The 15,749-nt window shown below is 72.4% G+C and carries 15 protein-coding genes and 1 pseudogene; 8 read left to right on the plus strand and 8 right to left on the minus strand.

All coding sequences use genetic code 11. From position 1 onward, the window contains the following. Positions 1-21: 21 nt before the first annotated feature. Positions 22-804, minus strand: a pseudogene (locus ACZ4MF_RS15415) (GntT/GntP/DsdX family permease); the annotation flags it as partial. A 62-nt stretch (positions 805-866) separates the two neighbouring features. Here ACZ4MF_RS15415 and ACZ4MF_RS15420 point away from each other — a divergent pair. Beyond that, the gene (locus ACZ4MF_RS15420; protein WP_467492496.1) at positions 867-1,295 is read left to right on the plus strand and encodes a hypothetical protein; all 429 of its coding nucleotides are present in this window, start codon (positions 867-869) and stop codon (positions 1,293-1,295) included. Position 1,296: 1 nt separating this feature from the next. Here ACZ4MF_RS15420 and ACZ4MF_RS15425 read toward each other — a convergent pair whose 3' ends face one another. The 3 genes from ACZ4MF_RS15425 to ACZ4MF_RS15435 are packed head-to-tail and all read right to left on the minus strand — an operon-like array spanning position 1,297 to position 3,290. Next, positions 1,297-2,274, minus strand: coding sequence for an NAD-dependent epimerase/dehydratase family protein (locus ACZ4MF_RS15425; RefSeq protein WP_467492497.1), 978 nt, complete (start codon positions 2,272-2,274; stop codon positions 1,297-1,299). After that, on the minus strand, positions 2,271-2,708 hold the full coding sequence (locus ACZ4MF_RS15430) for a MerR family transcriptional regulator (protein ID WP_467492498.1): 438 nt from the start codon (positions 2,706-2,708) through the stop codon (positions 2,271-2,273). Before ACZ4MF_RS15430 ends, ACZ4MF_RS15425 begins: the two co-directional genes overlap by 4 nt. Positions 2,709-2,762: 54 nt before the next feature. After that, positions 2,763-3,290: a GNAT family N-acetyltransferase gene (locus ACZ4MF_RS15435; protein ID WP_467492499.1), complete on the minus strand. Its 528-nt coding sequence runs from the start codon at positions 3,288-3,290 to the stop codon at positions 2,763-2,765. A 187-nt stretch (positions 3,291-3,477) separates the two neighbouring features. Between ACZ4MF_RS15435 and ACZ4MF_RS15440 the strand changes: the two genes are divergently transcribed. Beyond that, positions 3,478-4,119 carry a methyltransferase family protein gene (locus tag ACZ4MF_RS15440; RefSeq protein WP_467492500.1) on the plus strand — a complete coding sequence of 214 codons (642 nt, stop codon included), beginning with the start codon at positions 3,478-3,480 and terminating at the stop codon, positions 4,117-4,119. A 413-nt stretch (positions 4,120-4,532) separates the two neighbouring features. Beyond that, positions 4,533-5,612, plus strand: coding sequence for a S1 family peptidase (locus ACZ4MF_RS15445; RefSeq protein WP_467492501.1), 1,080 nt, complete (start codon positions 4,533-4,535; stop codon positions 5,610-5,612). Between the two features lie 115 nt (positions 5,613-5,727). Here the strand turns inward: ACZ4MF_RS15445 and ACZ4MF_RS15450 are convergent, their stop codons facing one another. Next, positions 5,728-6,135: a hypothetical protein gene (locus tag ACZ4MF_RS15450; protein ID WP_467492502.1), complete on the minus strand. Its 408-nt coding sequence runs from the start codon at positions 6,133-6,135 to the stop codon at positions 5,728-5,730. Positions 6,136-6,246: 111 nt separating this feature from the next. Here ACZ4MF_RS15450 and ACZ4MF_RS15455 point away from each other — a divergent pair, with 111 nt between their 5' ends. The 3 genes from ACZ4MF_RS15455 (at position 6,247) to ACZ4MF_RS15465 (ending at position 8,155) form a co-directional block, all read left to right on the plus strand. After that, complete coding sequence (locus ACZ4MF_RS15455) at positions 6,247-6,750, plus strand: LURP-one-related/scramblase family protein (RefSeq protein ID WP_467492503.1); 504 nt, start codon at positions 6,247-6,249, stop codon at positions 6,748-6,750. Positions 6,751-6,861: 111 nt separating this feature from the next. Next, complete coding sequence (locus ACZ4MF_RS15460; RefSeq protein ID WP_467492504.1) at positions 6,862-7,563, plus strand: metal-dependent hydrolase; 702 nt, start codon at positions 6,862-6,864, stop codon at positions 7,561-7,563. 142 nt (positions 7,564-7,705) lie between these two features. Beyond that, entirely contained in the window at positions 7,706-8,155 is a 450-nt protein-coding gene (locus ACZ4MF_RS15465) for an FAD-dependent oxidoreductase (RefSeq protein ID WP_467492577.1), read from the plus strand. 47 nt (positions 8,156-8,202) lie between these two features. Here the strand turns inward: ACZ4MF_RS15465 and ACZ4MF_RS15470 are convergent, their stop codons facing one another. Next, positions 8,203-9,357 (minus strand): Gfo/Idh/MocA family protein, encoded by a 1,155-nt coding sequence (locus ACZ4MF_RS15470; protein ID WP_467492505.1) that lies wholly within the window; start codon positions 9,355-9,357, stop codon positions 8,203-8,205. Between the two features lie 110 nt (positions 9,358-9,467). On the opposite strand from ACZ4MF_RS15470, the gene ACZ4MF_RS15475 reads away from it, so the two are divergent. Next, positions 9,468-10,475, plus strand: a complete 1,008-nt coding sequence (locus tag ACZ4MF_RS15475) for a LacI family DNA-binding transcriptional regulator (protein WP_467492506.1) — start codon at positions 9,468-9,470, stop codon at positions 10,473-10,475. A gap of 55 nt (positions 10,476-10,530) precedes the next feature. Here ACZ4MF_RS15475 and ACZ4MF_RS15480 read toward each other — a convergent pair whose 3' ends face one another. Both ACZ4MF_RS15480 and ACZ4MF_RS15485 read right to left on the minus strand, forming a co-directional pair. Then, positions 10,531-12,108: an alpha/beta hydrolase gene (locus ACZ4MF_RS15480; protein ID WP_467492507.1), complete on the minus strand. Its 1,578-nt coding sequence runs from the start codon at positions 12,106-12,108 to the stop codon at positions 10,531-10,533. Then, on the minus strand, positions 12,105-13,322 hold the full coding sequence (locus tag ACZ4MF_RS15485; protein ID WP_467492508.1) for a serine hydrolase domain-containing protein: 1,218 nt from the start codon (positions 13,320-13,322) through the stop codon (positions 12,105-12,107). The genes ACZ4MF_RS15480 and ACZ4MF_RS15485 overlap by 4 nt, the downstream gene beginning before the upstream one ends. 343 nt (positions 13,323-13,665) lie before the next feature. On the opposite strand from ACZ4MF_RS15485, the gene ACZ4MF_RS15490 reads away from it, so the two are divergent. Beyond that, the gene (locus tag ACZ4MF_RS15490) at positions 13,666-15,591 is read left to right on the plus strand and encodes a S53 family peptidase (protein ID WP_467492509.1); all 1,926 of its coding nucleotides are present in this window, start codon (positions 13,666-13,668) and stop codon (positions 15,589-15,591) included. Positions 15,592-15,749: the final 158 nt, after the last annotated feature.

Consider the following 15,749-nt stretch of genomic DNA (forward strand, 5'->3'; position numbering starts at 1 on the left):
CGCCGGGCACGGTCCGCGGGGTCACACGCCGAGGGTGTCCAGGATCGACTCCATGGCCAGGACCCCGCCGAGACCGAGTACCGAGAGCACGGTCGTGTAGGTGGTGCGGGCCTTGATCGCGTCGATCACGGACAGGTTGAAGTACTCCTTGAACATCCAGAAGCCGGGGTCGTTGACGTGCGAGAAGGCGATCGAGCCACAGGAGATGGCGAGCACCATGATCTCGGGGTGGACTCCGCTGCCGGCGAGCAGCGGCAGTGCCACGCCCGAGGCGGTGACGACGGCGACGGTGGCCGAGCCGAGGGCCACGCGGAGGATGGCCGCGATGAGCCAGGCGAGGATGATCGGCGACAGGGACCAGCCGCCGGTGGCGTTCTTGATGGAGTCCGAGATCCCGCCTTCCACGAGAACCTGCTTGAACGCGCCGCCCGCGCCGATCACGAGCAGGATCATCGCCATCGCTTGTGCGGCCGACCGGCACGAAGCGCTGACCTCGTCCAGGCTGCGGCCGATCCGCGGGCCGAACGCCCACATCGCGACCGCCAGGGTGAGCAGCAGGGCGATGGGGGCCGATCCGATGAACGCCACGAAGTGCAGCACCGGCCCCGACCCGGAGTCGGCCAGTCCGGTCACGGCGGCTCCGGCGATGAGTACCACGGGCAGCAGGGCCACCGACAGCGACCAGCCCATGCCCGGCATCTCCTCCTCGGTGAAGACACGGTCACTGACCAGGCCGGCGGGTATGGCGGGGTTCATCCTCCGGACGAACGGCAGGCGCGGCCACACCAGGGCGACCAGCGAACCCCGCGACCTTCGCCTCACCGAGCACCGGCCCGCTCGGCCACGTCGTCGAGGGCCGGGTGCGGATGCTCCTCGCCCAGCCCCGGCACCCGCCGCTTCCGGTCGACGTCGACCGGAAGCGGCTCGAGACCGCCCGCGTCGCCCTGCACGTGGTCACCCTGGACGACGACGGCGCGCGGCTCGACGGGCTCGAAGCGACACATCGGGGCCTGGTGGTCGCCGGTTTCGGCGTCGGTCACGTGCCGGACGTGCTGGCACCACGGCTCGGCGCGCTCGCCGCACACCTGCCGGTCGTCCTGACCTCGCGCACCGGGAGCGGTTCGATGCTGCGGCACACCTACGAGGCTCCCGGCTCGGAGACCGACCTGCGCCGGCGCGGGCTGATCGACGGCGGCTTCCTCGACCCGTACAAGGCCCGGGTGCTGCTCCGGCTGCTGCTGGCGGCCGGGGCCGGGCGCGACGAGATCGCCGAGGCCTTCGACCTGCGGGGCTGAGTCACCGTCCCGTCTCCGGCACACCCGGGCCGCGCAGGCTCTCGGCCGTCTGCACGACGGTGGTCTCGACGGGGCGGGGGCGCCAGCCGAGCTCCTCGCGGGCGCGGTCGTTGTGGATGACCGGCCGTGTCGGCTCGTCGCCCGGTGCCTCCTGCGTGGGTACGCGCGCGGCGAGCGGACCGAGCCGTCGGCGAAGGATCTCGGCGATCTCCAGGAAGCTCAGCGCCGGGCCGTCGGCGACGGCCAGGAACCGCTTGCCCGCGGCCACGGGAGCGGCCATCGCGCGGATGTGCAGGTCGGCCAGGTCGCGGACGTCCACGATGCCGAACCGCTGGCGGGGCGCGACGCTCATCGTGCCGTCGAGCATCGCCTGGACCAACTGCGTCGACGAGCGCGGCTCCGTGGTGAGGGCGGGACCGAGGATGAACGTCGGGTTGACGACGACGAGTTCGGTGTCGCCGCCCTCCCGTTCCATCAGGTCCCACGCGGCCCGCTCGGCGATCGCCTTGGACCGGGGGTACGGCGCGAGCCCGGGGGTGTCGGGATCGGTCCAGTCCGCCTCGGTGAACTCGGCGCCGGCTTTCGGCGTGTAGCCCACCGCGGCGAACGACGAGGTCAGCACGGTGCGCCGGGCGCCCGCGTCGCGTGCGGCGCGCAGCACCCGCAGCGTGCCGTCGCGGGCGGGGACGATCAGCTCGTCCGGATCCTCCGGCTGGACGGCCGGGATGGGGGAAGCGACGTGATGGACCTCCTCGCAGCCGGACACCGCGGTGTGCCAGCCGTCGTCGGACATCAGGTCCGCGGCGACGACCTCCAGACCGCCGTCGTCGGCGCCACCGCGGCGCACCGCCGCGCGCAGCTCGGACTCCCGGGCCGTCGAACGCACCGTGGCCCGCACCGGGCGCCCGGCCCGCAGCAGCGCGGTGATCAGCTGCGTCCCCACGTAGCCGGCTCCGCCGGTGACCAGGGCCCGGCTCATCGCAGCACCCCCAGGCTCTCGACCGCGGCCACGACACGGCGGGTCGACTCGGCCTCCGCGGCGGCGTCGCCGCGGTCGCGGGCGTCCCACATCGCCGCCTTCTCCCGCAGGTAGCGCAGCCGCGCCCGCTGGGCGGCGATCTCCGCCTCGATCCGTTCGGCGTGCCGCAGCAGCAGGTCACGCTGCTCGGCCGCCGCCTCCCGGCCACGCGCCCGGTTGCCCAGGTAGGTGCGCATGTCCTCGATGCTCACGCCGACCGCGCGCAGGCAGGACAGTGCCTCCAGCGTGTCGAGGTCCCGGCTGCTGTACCGGCGGTGCCCACTGCTCTCGTCGCGGTCGATCGGTCCGACGAGCCCGACATCTTCGTAATAGCGCAGTGTGGGCTCAGTGAGCCCGCTACGGGTGGATACCTCATGAATCGTGAAGGTCGTCATGGCGTCAGCAGACCACACCTCAAGCGCTTGAGGTCAAGCGCCCGCGGACGGCAGTCACCGGCGGGCGTGCTCGGCGGTCAGCTCCCGCTGCATGAGGAAGGTGTCGATCCAGCGGCCGTGCTTGTGGCCGACCCGCACCAGGCGACCGGCGTCGGTGAAGCCCAAGCGGCGGTGCAGGGCGCGCGAGGCGTCGTTGCCGGTGTCGGCGATGACGGCGATCATCTGCCGCATCCCCGCCCGGGCGGACTCGGTGACGACCGCGTCGAGCAGGGCCGTGCCCGTCCCCCGGCCGAGGGCGTGGGGTGCGAGGTAGACGGTGTCCTCGACCGTGCTCCGGTACGCCGGTTTAGGGCGCCACGGAGCGGCGAGGGCGAAGCCCGCGACGGTGTCGTCCGACGCGGCGACGAGGAAGGGCAGTTTCCGGCCGGTCAGGTCGTCGAGCCGTTCCTCCCAGTGGGCGACGGTCGGCGGGGTCTCCTCGAAGGTGGCCACGGTGTGGCGGACGTAGTGCGTGTAGATGTCGGCAACGGCCTGGAGGTCGGCGGAGGTCGCCGGACGGACGACCACCTGGGGCGCTGTCATCTCGGGTACTCATCTCTCCGTGGTGGAACGGCGGCGGACGCGGGCCGAGATTAGCGCGAGCATGCTGGCGTCGGTCGAGCGCGGGCAGAAGGCGGCCGCTCTCCATCCAGGGGTGGAGGTCGGCGGACCGTCTCCATCGACCCGTGGGTGGTGGTGATCGACAGCCCGTGCGGAGCACCCTTGAGCCATGGGATCGCTTCACTCGGCGCTCGCGCTGGTCATCGGCATCTGCTTCCTGATCTTCTACGCGGCCTGGATCGTGGGCGCCGTCTACTTCGGCGTGAAGAGCCACTCCGGTGTGCGCGGCTGGTGGCGGGGACAGCGGCGCACGCTGCCCCGCCGGCTCCTCCTCGTAGCGGGTGTCTACGTGTTCTCGGTCCTGGTCGGCCGCACCGGCGGCCTCTGGAGACAACTGCGGTACTGGCAGCCCGGGCTGGCCCTGCTGGGCGCCGCGCTCGCCGTCGCCTCCACAGCCCTGTTGCTGTGGGCCCGCTGGGTGCTGGGCACGATGTGGGCCAGCGTCCCGACGGTGCGGGAGCATCACGAACTCCGTACGGACGGCCCCTACGGGCTGGTCCGTCACCCCATCTACGCCGGCCTGCTCGGCCTCGTCGTCGGCGGGATGCTGGCCTGTGGCTTCGGCGTCTGGGTAGCCTTCCTCATCGTCGCGGTGCCCTGGATGCTGCTGCGGGTCCGGGCCGAGGACCGCCTGATGGCCGGCCGGTTCGGTCCGGCCTACGAGGCCTACCGCGCCCGCGTCCCGGCGCTGATCCCCTGGACACGTCGTGCGCGGACGGATGTCGACCACCGGGACGGCGTGAAGCCGTAGGCATGCGACGGCCGTGGGGCTGCGGGCAGGCGAGGGTCTGGTCGCGTCAGGTCATCAGTGGGCCAAGAGCGGTCTAAATAAAGGACGATTGGTTCGAATTCCGAACGGGATCATGGCGTATCGGCCAGCCGTCGATGAACCGAGCGTGGATGACGAGGGCGGTGGCGGCGACCGTGCGTGACTTCGGGCGCCCACGCCGGGGCTTGGAGTGCGGGGATGGTGACGGCGCCTGCGTGTCCGTGGTGCCGGAGGTCAGGCCGGAATCCCTCCTTGTTGTGACGGGAGAGCCTCGCCATACTCGTCGCGCTTGGCATGGGCACGACCGGCGCTTGGGTTCGGGGCGTGCCCGTGGCCGTCGTTCCTCCGGCCCCGGCCCGTCGATCGGGCGGGGCAACCCCCACTGGAGGCCTCACATGGCGCAACGCCGAAACACCCGCACCGCCCGCGCGCTCACCGCAGCCGGCGTCCTCGTCCTCACGGCCGGCGCGGCCCTGCTCCCCGGCGCCGGCTCGGCCACGGCCGCTCCCGCCGCCGCGGCCACCCCGGCCGCGGTCCGCGCCGCGTCCGCCGCATCCCTCGTCGCACGACTGGGCGACCGTGCGGCGGGTTCCTACTACGACGCCGCGGCCCACCAGTTCGTCGTCGGCATCACCGACCCGTCCGCGGCCGCCCAGGTCCGCGCGACCGGCGCCGTCCCCAGAACCGTCCGCTACTCCACCACCCAACTCCGCGGAGCACAGCGCACGTTGGCCCAGCGCGCCCGGATCGCGGGCACCGCCTGGGCGATCGACCCCCGCAAGGACAAGGTGGTCGTGACCGTGGACCCGACCGTCACCGGTGCCCAGCGTGCCCGGCTGAACTCCGTGGTGGCCTCGCTCGGCGACAAGGTCGTCGTACGCCGGACCGCCTCCGCGTTCAAACCGTTCATCGCGGGCGGCGACGCCATCTGGGGCAGCGGTGTCCGCTGCTCCCTCGGATTCAACGTGACCGTGAACGGCGCGCCCTACTTCCTGACCGCCGGGCACTGCGGCAACGCGTCCCAGACGTGGTCCGACTCCCAGGGCGGCGGAGAGGTCGGCCAGACCGTCGACTCGCAGTTCCCCGGTACCGACTACGCCCTGGTGCAGTACGACGACGCGAGCAGCGACCACGCGAGCGCCGTCGACCTCTACGACGGCAGCAGCCAGCAGATCACCCACGCCGCCGATGCGTACGTGGGTGAATCCGTCACGCGCAGCGGCAGCACCTCGGGAGTCCACAGCGGGTCCGTCACCGGGCTCGACGCGACCGTGAACTACCAGGAGGGCTCGGTCTCCGGGCTCATCGACACCAGCGTGTGTGCCGAGCCCGGCGACAGCGGCGGCGCGCTCTTCGACTCCGACGCGGCCGTCGGACTGACCTCGGGCGGCAGCGGTGACTGCACGTCCGGCGGTGAGACCTTCTTCCAGCCGGTGCCGGCGGCGCTGAACGCGGAGGGAGCCACTCTTCCGTAACCGTCGCCGGTCCGCGACGCCATGAGCGTCGCGCGAACGGAACGCCTCAACCGGCCCTCGTGCGGGGCCGGTTGAGGCGTTTTCCCGGTCAGGGCGCCGTCACCGGCGTGGCCCCTCAGCGCTCGCGCCTCCCCCGGAAGACCCGGCGGACGAGGTGGACCAGCAGCCAGATGACCAGGACGACGAAGAGGATCACGAGGATCACGACGACGAGGAGGAAGATGCCGAGCTTCTTGAGGAAGCTCTTCTTCTTGGTCTTCGTCCTTCGGAGGGTCGCCGCCGTGTGATGTGTGGAAGTGGTGTGCCTTAGGCGGATGGTGGAGACGGTGCCCGCAAGCGCGGTTCCGGTGCGTACAGTGCCCGAGGCCGCCGCAGCTGTCGTAGCCGTTGCGGCCGTCGTGGCCTGCCGAGCGGTGGCCGGAGCGGCGGCGGCCGGTGTCGCCGCCAGGCCGAGGCCGAGCAGCAGCGTCAGAAGTACGGTTGCGACGGGGCCCTTTCGGCCCGGTCGGTGCGTGATGGTCATTCATGCCCTCCCCGTGAGCGGTGCGGATGGAGTTGCTGTCTTGCGCAACGCCGCAACTATTATCGCGGCGGACAGTGATTCTTCCTCTCTCGGGATCTGGACGGGGTACTCATGCGCTACCTGGTAAGCGACCGCATGCTGGCTTTCCACGAGGAGGCCTGGGTCGAGACGGAACACCGGGAGAAGCTCTTCAAGGTCAACCGCAAACTGCTGCGGCTGCGCACCACGTTCGACTTCGTCGACACCGAGGGCGAGCAGGTGGCTCGCATCGTCAAGAAGGCACTCACCTTCCACCACACGATCCTCATCAAGCAGAACGGCGAGACCGTGGGCCGCATCAGCAAGCGGACCCTGCGGATCTTCAGGGACCGCTACAAGGTGACCCTGCGCGGCGGGCGCCGGCTGCGGATCGCGGGCAACCTCTGGGACCGCGAGTTCGACATCGCGGACGACAGCGGGACCCTGGCACACATCTCGCGCCGCTGGTTCACCGTCCGCGACGCCTACGCGGTCGACGTGATGAGCGAACCGGACTGGCTGCTGCTGATCATCCTCGCGGTGTGCGTGGACCACATCATCGAGGACCGCGAGGGGGAGCAGCTCACCAACCTCTGAGACACACACATCATCGACCGCACAGACATCACCGACCGCGCGCACCTCTTTGACGCTCGGACATCGACGCGCCGTTGTCACGGCGCCCGACCGGGGGAGAACAACCTCGCCATGATGGGCCATTCGCACGCCGTGAGCGGCGCCCTGCTGTTCGCCGGCACCGCTCCCTACCTGCCGCCCGTGCTGCTGCACACGCATCTGTCGCCCCAGGAGATCCTCATGGGCACGGTGCTGTGCGCGGGCGCCGCGCTGCTGCCGGACCTGGACCACCACGACGGCACGATCGCGAACTTCCTCGGCCCGGTTTCCAAGATGCTGTGCCGGTTCGTCGCCTTCGTCTCCGGCGGCCATCGGCATGCCACCCACTCCCTGTTCTTCATCGCCTTCATGACCGCGGGCACCTGGGCCGGAATCGCCTTTCTGGGACGGCCGTTCACGCTCGTCATGTGCTTCTTCCTGCTGGCGCTGGCGGTGCGCGCACTCAATCTCTGCCCGCCCGGACACGGCTTCCATGCCTGGGGCACCAACGTGGCCCTGGCCGCGCTGGGCACCGCAGCCATCGACAAGTTCATCCCCTCCGCGCCGCTCTGGCTGCCCTACGCCATCGGCCTCGGCTGCCTGGCCCATCTCCTCGGCGACTCCATCACCAAGCAGGGCGCGCCATGGCTGTGGCCGCTCAGGACGCGCTACGAGATCGTGCTGATCAAGAGCAGCGGCAATAAGCTGGAGACCGAGATACTGACACCGCTGATGGGCGCCGGGACCATCGCCCTCCTCTGGCTCACCGTGCTGTCCCCGCACCCCCTGCACTGAGCCCGGCCGCCGGTGCCGGCCGCAGGTGTCACGGCTCTCACCGGCCGGTTGCCGAGCAGACTGGCTTTGGTTCGGTTCCCCGTCCGAAAGGCGCACGATGTCCGATCGGAGTCTCGACGCGGTGGTGATCGGCGCCGGTGCCATGGGCTGCTCGATCGCCCATGCCCTGGCCGCGGGTGGACGGCGTGTCTGTGTCGTGGAGCGGGGGCCGGCGGCCGGGAGCGGTTCCACCAGCGCCTCCTCGGCCGTCATCCGCTTCAACTACTCCACCTGGACGGGGCGTCGCCGGCGCCTGGGAGTCCCGGCACGCCTGGGCGGACTGGAGCGGACACCTCGGCGGCCACGGCGAGGCGGGCCAGGCCCGGTTCATCAGGACGGGCGGTCTGCTCCTGGACTCGTCCGGCCAGGACCGCGCCAGGGTGTACGAGCGGTTCGACCGGGCCGGGGTGCCGTACGAGGACTGGGACGCGGCGACCATCCGCGAGCGTCTGCCCGTGCTGGACACCGGCCGCCACGTCCCGCCCAGGACATCACCGACGAGGCCTTCTTCGACGAGCCGACCGGTGAGCTGAGCGGCTGCGTCATGGGGTGATGACTGCGGCCGCCTCCACGTGCAGGGCGTGATGGGACGCAGGGTGCTCAGACGAGGTCCACCCACGCTCCCCGCTCGGCCGAGCGCCCGATCGCGTCCAGCGTCACCGCGCTGGCCACGGCGTCGTTCAGGGTGGCGCCCACGGGGGTGCCCTCGGCGATGGAGCGCAGGAAGCGGTGGGCCTCGATCACCTTCAGATCGTCGTAGCCCATGCTGGTGGCCGCCCCCGGCTGGAACGCGCCGTACTCACCGTGGCCGGGTCCGACGTACACGGTGCTCACCGGCTGGTCCTGGTAGCCCGTGCCGCGGCTGACGCCGAGCTCGCCCATGCGGCGGAAGTCCCAGAAGACGGCGCCCTGGGTGCCGTGTACCTCGAAGCCGTAGTTGTTCTGCTCGCCGACGGAGACCCGGCAGGCTTCGAGGACGCCCCGGGCGCCGGAGGCGAAGCGCAGCAGGCAGTTGACGTAGTCCTCGTTCTCGACCGGGCCGAGTTCGCCGCCGGTGGCGAGGCTGTGCCCGGCCGTGGCGCCGGTCGGGCGAGCCCGCTCCGGGACGAAGACCGCGGTGTCGGCGGTGAGCGAGGTGATCTCGCCGAGCAGATGGCGGGCCAGGTCGACGCCGTGCGAGGCGAGGTCGCCGAGCACCCCGCTGCCACCACGCGCGCGCTCGTAGCGCCAGGTCAGAGCGCCCTGAGGGTGGGCGGCGTAGTCGCTGAAGAGACGGATGCGGACATGGGTGACCGTGCCGATCTCTCCGGCGGCGATCAGCTCGCGGGCGGCCTCGACGGCAGGCGCGTTGCGGTAGTTGAAGCCGACCGTGCCCTGCACCCCGGCCTTGGCGGCCGCGTCGGCCACGGCCCGGGCGTCCTCGGCGGTCAGTCCGACCGGCTTCTCGATCCAGATGTGCTTGCCGGCCTCGGCCATCGCGACACCGATCTCGCGATGCAGGAAGTTGGGGGCGGTGATGCTGACCGCCCGGACCCGGGGGTCGGCGGCCACCGCGCGCCAGTCCCGGGTGGCGGAGGCGAAGCCGTGGAGCCGGGCCGCCTCCTGTGCCCGGCCCGGTACCTCGTCGGCGACGGCGACCAGTTCCGGCCGTAGGGACAGCTGGGGGAAGTGGTGGTGCACACGGGCGTACGCCTGCGTGTGCACCCGTCCCATCCAGCCGAATCCGACGACCGCGACGCCGAGCGTGTTCACCATGAGCGCCCTTCTTTGGACCGTTCCAGAACCTGCGCCACACCCTGAATCCTGGTTCTCTCCCGTGTCAAGAGGTCTTTACAGGGCCTGATCGGATATGGAACGGTCCAGAGATGAGCACTCCGACCATCCGTGACGTCGCCGAGCGGGCCGGCGTGTCGAAGTCCCTGGTCTCGATGGTGCTGCGCGGCTCGGCGGGGGTACGGCCGGAGAAGCGCGAGGCCGTCCTGGCCGCCGTCGAAGCGCTCGGGTACCGGCCCAACGCGGCCGCGCGCAGCCTGAGCGAGCGGCGCACCCGCACGGTGGGAGTGCTGCTCAACGACCTGCGCAACCCCTGGTTCGTGGAACTGCTCGACGGCCTGAACGGGCGGCTGTACGACAGCGGGATGCACGTCCTGCTGGCCGACGGCCACCTCAACCGGCGGCTCGGCGAGGATCTCACCCGGACCTTCACCGAACTGCGCGTCGACGGCCTGATCGCCGTCGGCACGCTCCAGGACCCCGAGGCACTGCGCAACGCCGCCGGCCGGATCCCCACGGTCGTCGCCGGCGCCCGGGAACCGGTGCTCCCCTGCGTGGACATCGTCGCCAACGACGACGAACGGGGCGCCCGCCTGGCCACCGAGCACCTCATAGGCCTCGGGCACCGGCACATCGCCCACATCGCCGGTCAGGGCGCGGTCGGCGAACTGCGCCGGCGCAGCTTCGAGGCGACCATGCGCGAGCACGGACTCGCCGACACGGCGGTCGTGGAACAGGGCGACCTCACCGAGGAGGGCGGCTACCGGGCCGCCGTCCGGCTCCTGAGCCGCCCGCAGCGCCCGACCGCCGTCTTCGCGGTCAACGACATGACCTGTGTCGGCGCGCTCTCGGCCGCCGAGGAGAGCGGCCTGCGGGTCCCGCGGGACCTCTCCCTCGTCGGCTACGACAACACCTACCTGTCGCGCCTGCGCCATCTGTGGCTGACCACCGTGGACAACGCCAGCCACGACGTCGGCCGCCGCGCAGCGCAGCGGCTGCTCGACCGGATCGACGAGCCGCACCGCCCGGCCGAGGTCGACCTCGCGCCCCCGTCCCTCGAAGCGAGGGGCACGACCGCCCCACCACGCACCGCCAGGTGACAGCCATCGATGGTGTGGGTGGCCCGTAGGTCCCGCGGGCACCGGCGCCCTCACGTCATGCGGCGGGCCTGGGGCAGGTGACGTCGTCGGCCGGCGGGCGGCCGGTCGCGAGATAGGCGTTCACCGTGGCATCCACGCACGGGCTGCCGAAGACGCCGTACACCGCGTGCTGGTCCGCCCCGCGCAGGGTCACCAGGCGGGAGCTGGGCCAGCCGCGGCGGACCGCTTCGGCACCCTGGTAGACGGTGCGCGGGTCACCGGTGGCGTTCACGAGCAGGGCCCGCAGGTCGCCGCGGATCGTCGTGGGGCGCTCGCGGGGCGGCGCCCAGAACGCGCACGGGTTGATGTCGTTCGCGACGGGAGCGAAGATCCGGTCGCGCGACCCGGCACGCGTCAGATCGCGCCAGTACGTCTCCGGGTCGTGCGGAGCGGCCACGTCGCCGCAGAGGATCGACGTCTGGGCGCTGCCGTACGCGGAGTCGTGCCCGGTCAGCAGGAAGTCCAGCGAATCCGCCAGCCGGGGCGACGGGGTGACGGTCCGGCCGTCGGCGGCCCGCCGCAGGTCCCGCACGGCCCGGGCGAGATCCCCGTAGGCCGTGGGGTTGTCCTGGGAGAGGCCGTTGAAGACGAGGACGGGGACGACGTGCTCGTCCACCCGGTGGGCGCCGAGCCGCAGGGGTGTGCGGGCGGCGGCCGACCGGACCGCGTTCGCGGTCGCCAGCACCGCCCCGCGGGTACGTCCCAGGCCGTAGGCCGCGTCGTGCGCGGCGGCCCAGGCGGCCCAGTCACCCAGGGCGTCGCGGTTGGCCTGCTCCGCGCTCAGCAACAGCCGCGGACCGTAGCGGGCGGGATCTACCACACCGTCCAGGACCACCCGGTCGGTCCGGTCCGGGAACATCGTCGCGTACACCTGGCCGAGGTAACTGCCGTACGAGTAGCCGAGATAGGAGATCCGCCGCTCGCCCAGGGCGGCACGGATCACGTCCATGTCCCGGGCGGTGTTCCGGGTGGTGGCATACGGGATCAGGCCGCCCGCGTGGGTACGGCAACGGCGGGCGAGGTCGGCCGAGAAGGCGACCATCCGGTCGAAGCCGGCGCGGCCGGTGCCCGCCCCGCGGAACATGCTGCCGGTGGGCCAGTGGCAGTCCAGCGGGGTGCTCCGGCCGACGAAGCGCGGGTCCACCCCCACCACGTCGTAGCGCTTGCCGACCTCCTTCATCGCCGCGCGCACCCACGGCGGATCACCGATGGTCCGTCCGCCCGGGCCGCCGCTGTTGAGCAGCAGCGCGCCGATGCGGTGGGCGGTGTCGGTCGCCCGGATCCGGGAGATCGCGACGGTGATCGTACGGCCGTCGGGGCGGGCGTGGTCCAACGGCACGGTGACGTCGGCGCATTGGGCGCCGGCCTGCTCCAGTTCCTTGCCGGTGGTGTCGCCGGGGCCGAGCCGGCAGCTCTTCCAGCCGAGGCGCTGATGGTCGTAGCGGGCGAGGGGATCGCCGGCGGACGCGGCGGTCGCGGACGGGGCGCTGCCCAGGGTGAGCGCGCCCGCGAGGCACAGGGCGGCGGACGCGGCGCACCGCGCGGTGCGGCGGCGTGAGCGGCGACCGGCGCCGCGCGCGGTGGAGGCGGTCATGCGGGTGTCCCTTCGGAGGGGTTCGGCTCGCAGAAGGCCTTGTCAATGACGTCCTGGAAGTCCTGTTCGGCCTGGAGCGTCGCCGGGATCCCGTTCAGGGCCACGGCGACGCTCCGGCCGCCGGGGCCGGCGGCGACCAGGGCACGGTGGCCGCCGGGCACGGTTCCCGCGTGACCCCACCAGGTGCCGCCGCAGGACAGGGGCGAGGAGATCAGCCCGAGCCCGTAGCGGGCGCCGGGCCAGAGCCGGTCGGGATCGGCGGCCATTGTCCGCCGCATGTCGGCGAGTTGGGCCGTGGGCAGCAGGCGCCCGCCGAGCAGGGCGGTGAGGAACCGGATCATGTCGGCGGGGGTGGACACCAGGGCCCCGCCGACCCCGCCGAAGGTCATGTTCCAGCTCGTGCCGTCGGTACGGCGGCCGTCGTCCGCGGTGAAGTAGCTGTGGGAGTGCGGCCCGTGGAGGCGGGGGTCGTCACCGGGCCAGTACGTGTCGTGCAGCCCGAGCGGCGCGATGACGCGGCGGGTGATCTCCGACTCGGGGGAGCGGCCGGTGACCGCGCGCACGATCAGCCCGGCGACGAGGTAGTTGGTGGTCGCGTAGCGCCAGGTCCGCCGTGGCCGGGGTAACCGCAGGGCGTCGGCGATGAGTTCGCGCGGGGCGAAGTGGCGGTGTCGCAGCCGCTCGGGGTGGTCCCAGACGGGCGCGTCGAGGTAGTCGGGCAGCCCGCTGGTGTGCTGGAGGAGTTGGCGGACGGTGATCCGGCGGCCGTCGTACCCGTGTCCCCGGATCAGTCCGGGCAGGTACCGCTCGACAGGCGCGTCCAGGGACAGGCGCCGTTCGGCGGCGAGTCGCAGGACGACCGTCGCGGTGAAGGTCTTGGTGACGCTGCCGATGCGCAGCCGGTCGGTGCTGTTCATCGGGCGGCCGGAGCGCAGATCGGCCACTCCGTCCGTCACGGTCCGGCGGGCGCAGGGTGTGTCCGCGCCCGTGCTCTCGGCGAGGACCGCGGCACCGGCGATCCGGTCGTGCACGACCAGGTGGTGCAGGGACCGGCGCAGGGCGTCGTGCGTGCCGCACGGGCGGGACGCACGGGTCGGCGGTGGCGCTTGGGCGGCTGCCACGGGGGTGGCGACCAGCACGACGGCCGTCGCCGCGGCGGTGGCCGCGAAGCCGGTACGCCTGCGGAGTAATCGGCTCAGGAGGGGGATGGTCATGGGACAGCACGCTAGGCACCGGCCGGGACCCGATCACTCCGGCAGGCACGAGGCTTCGGGGTGGGGACAGCACCAGAGCGTGCCGGGCATCACCCCCACCCCGTCAGGAAGGGCTGGATCCGGTCGCGTGCACCGGATCACCGCAACCCGGGGCCGCGGCTCGTCGTCGTAGGAGGAGAAGGTGCGGGAGAAGCTGGAGCCGGAATGCGGCGGTGCCCGAGCGATCGGGCCGGGCTGGGGGACACACATGAAAAGGGCGTTCGCGGACGGGCGGGGAGCGGGACCGGCGGCGCGGAGCCGGCGCCGGGGGCGGGCCGCCGCTGCCGTGGCAGGCTGTACGGCCGTGCTGGCCGCCGCAGCGCTGCTGGGGGTGCCCGGCACCGCACAGGCGGCGGCCACCACGACGGTGCCGGGGACGGCGTCCCCCGCCGTGCACACCATGTCCCTCGCCGGTGGCGTGCCGTCCGCCCAGGACATGACCGTCCACGTGTGGCTGAAGCCGGATCTGGCCGGTGCCGCCGCGTTCGCCGACGCGGTCGCCACACCGGGCAGCGCCGCGTTCCACCACTATCTCGGCCCTGACGCCTACACCGCCCGCTTCGGGCCGTCCGCCGCGCACGCCCGGGCGGTCGCGGAATGGCTGAGCACCAAGGGCCTGACGCGGGTGCACATCAGCGACGGCCGCGACTACGTCTCGGCGACCGGGCCGGCGTCGACGGTGCAGTCGGCGTTCCAGGTGCGGATCAACCGGTACCGGGCCGAGGACGCGCTCGGCGGGACCACGGTGATCCAGTCCAACGACCGCGACGTGTCGCTGCCGGCCCCGCTCGCGCCCGACGTCCTCGGGGTGACCGGGATGAGCGGTGCCCGGCCGAACACCACCCGGACCGCTGCCGTGAGACGGACGTCGACGCAGAGGCAGACGAGGGCGCAGGTCACGGCGGCGGCGCCCGAGGCACCGACCTGCTCCCGGTACTGGGCGCAGCACACGCACCCCGTCCACCCGGCCTACCAGGGGCTGAGCACGGCATCGCTGCCCGTGTGCGGGTACTCCGCCCGCCAGATCCGCGCCGCCTACGGCGCGACCTGGACGGACACCGGCAAGGGCCAGACCGTGGCCCTGACCGAGGACGAGGCGCCGACCGCGATGTTCCGGACGCTGACGGAGTACGCGCGCACCAATCACCTGCCCACGCCGAAATCCTCCCAGTTCCGGGAAGTCCGGGCCGGAAAGTCCTGCGGCACCTTCGCGCGGGGCGCGGCGCAGGCGACCGCGGTGAACGACGAGGCGGAGATGGACTCCGAGGCCGTCTACGCCATGGCGCCCGGAGCCGCCCAGCTGATGGTGGTCGGCGGCGGCTGCGACGAGGACCAGGCACTGCTCGACGCCGCCCTCTCCGTGCTGACCGGCGACGGCAAGCACCCCAGCGCCTCCATCGTGTCCAACTCGTGGCAGATCCCCCTGGGCATGGTGCCGGAGAAGACCGTGCACGCGATCGACGTGCGGGCCGCCGCCGAGGGGGTCGGCATGTACTTCTCGTCCGGTGACACACCCGGGCTGACGGTGACCGACTCCGACCCGTACGCGGTGGCGGTCGGCGGCACCAGCCTCGGCATCGGGGCGGCGGACGACCGGGTCTTCGAGACCGGGTGGTCCAGCGACTACGGCTCCCTGGAGCACGGCAGGTGGAGCGACCTGGGCATCAGCGGGGGCGGCGGAGGCACCAGCCTCGTCTACGGCCTGCCCGCCTACCAGCAGGGTGTCGTTCCCGCGTCGATGTCGCGTGTCCGCGTCGGCAAGCGGGTCGCCACCGACCGGGCCGTCCCCGACATCGCGGCCGACGCCGATCTCGACACCGGGCTCCTGACCGGGTACACGGAGTCGGGGAGCGACGCGAAGCCGGGGCCGTACCGGACCATGGTGAACGCCGGCACCAGCCTGGCCTGTCCGCTGATCGCCGGCCTGATCGCCGACGCCCAGCAGGGCCGGAAGACGGCGTTCGGCTTCAGCAACCCGCTGATCTACCGCCTCGCCGGCACCCGCGCCTACCACGACGTCCTGCCGGTCGACTCCCGGACGCCGCAGCAGAACAGGGCTGCCTACCTCGCGACGGACGGGTCCGGCGGCGCCCCGGGCGTCGACGTCTTCGGCTCCCAGGAACGCGCCTACACCCAGCAGGTCACCGCCAAGGGCTACGACACGATGACGGGCGTCGGCACACCGAACGGCGCCGCCTTCATCGCCGGGCTGCGCCGCGCCGCCCCCTGACCGGCCCGGACGACCGGTCACCTCGCCGACGTCCCAACTCCCGCGCCAGGGCGCCGACATCGGGCAGCGGCCGGCCGGTTCCCCCGGCCGGGCCGCGCCGTATCCGCCATCGTGTCGCCTTCCGTGATCGCGCGATCACGGATGTGTGACAGTGGTGC

The organism is Streptomyces sp. NPDC025793, assembly GCF_055558375.1.